The organism is Streptococcus sp. 27098_8_12, assembly GCF_041432115.1.
Classification (GTDB): Bacteria; Bacillota; Bacilli; order Lactobacillales; family Streptococcaceae; genus Streptococcus; species Streptococcus parasanguinis_V.
In genome coordinates this window covers 1-1,350 of sequence record NZ_JAPVZA010000039.1, presented here as the reverse complement: position 1 = coordinate 1,350, position 1,350 = coordinate 1, and the positions used below count along the sequence as shown (strand labels likewise).

Annotated in this window: 1 protein-coding gene; it reads right to left on the bottom strand. The window is 36.6% G+C overall.

Annotated elements, in window-relative coordinates; genetic code table 11:
* Positions 1-1,327 (bottom strand): IS3 family transposase gene (locus O3629_RS10100; RefSeq protein WP_371609144.1). Its coding sequence is split into 2 segments (ribosomal slippage), with 1,328 coding nucleotides annotated over them: positions 1-886 and positions 886-1,327; the frame shifts between segments, so codons are not numbered across the junction. This gene is flagged as partial in the annotation.
* Between the last annotated feature and the right edge of the window lie 23 nt (positions 1,328-1,350).

Sequence of the window (1,350 nt, the reverse complement as noted above, 5' to 3'; positions counted from 1 at the left end):
TATTGCACAGGACTGAGTCCTTTTAATTTTACCTTAATGCGTTTGTTGTTGTAATAATCAATATAGTCTACAATAGCTTGTTCCAATTGCTCAAGTGAGTGAAACGTCTTCTCATAACCATAAAACATCTCAGACTTAAGAATGCCAAAGAAGGACTCCATCATACCATTGTCTGGACTATTTCCCTTACGTGACATGGACGGTTGGATCCCTTTATCCTCTAAAAATTGATGATAATACTGATGTTGGTATTGCCAACCTTGGTCACTATGGAGAATGGTATTTTCGTAATGCTCCTCTGTGAAGGCCTGGTCTAACATAGCTTTCACTTGTTCTAAGTTTGGTGAAGTTGAGAGATTATAGGCGATAATTTCGCTATTAAAGCCATCTAAAACTGGTGATAAGTAGAGCTTTTGACTGCTCGCTGGAATGGCAAACTCTGTCACATCTGTGTAGCACTTTTCCATTGGTTTGGATGCTTCAAACTGGCGTTGAATAAGATTATCTGCTTTCTTGCCAACTTCTCCTAGATATGAAGAATACTTACGTTTAAGACGAATACGAGCTGTTAAACCAAGAATTTTCATCAGACGCTGCACCCTTTTGTGATTGACCGCACGACCACGATTTCTTAATTCAAGAGTAACTCTACGATAGCCGTAATTTCCCTTATGTTCATCATAAATGGCTTGTATTTCCACTTTGATAGCTTGATCTTTATCCACTTGATTCAGTTGCTTTAAGTGGTAATAATAGGTTGAACGAGCAAGTTTGATAATGTTTAGAAGGATATCTAAAGGAAACTCTGTTACCAATCCTTGAACAATTTCTGTTTTTCTTCTTGCTCCTTTTCGTCCCTCAATCTGAGTTCTCTCAACTTTTTTAGAATGGCATTCTCCGCTCTCAAATATTCTAATTCTTCCTGAAGTCGCTCTATCTCTGTCATCTCTTCGGGGTTCTTCTTTGGTTTACGTCCCATTTTAGGCGGTCTCCCTCTTGTTTTCTCAACAATAGTATACCCGTTTTTCTTATATTGTGCTATCCAATTAGGCAACATTCCAACACTTGGAAGAGCATAATCTAGAGATACCCTTATTTGTGAACGACCTTCAATCAGAACTTTATCAATGATCTCTTGTTTTAGTTCAGGTGAATAGTAACAATTCTTTCCTTTTTTGACGATTTCTATTCCATAACGATCAATCAATTTAATCATGTACTGAAGATTGGGAATTTTTATCCCAAATATATTTGAAAGCTCTTTGAAGCTTCTCCCTTGTTTTCTAAGTTCATAGACCTGAACTTTATCTTTATAAGTTAATTTCATAATAAAAACACCCCAAAAGTTAG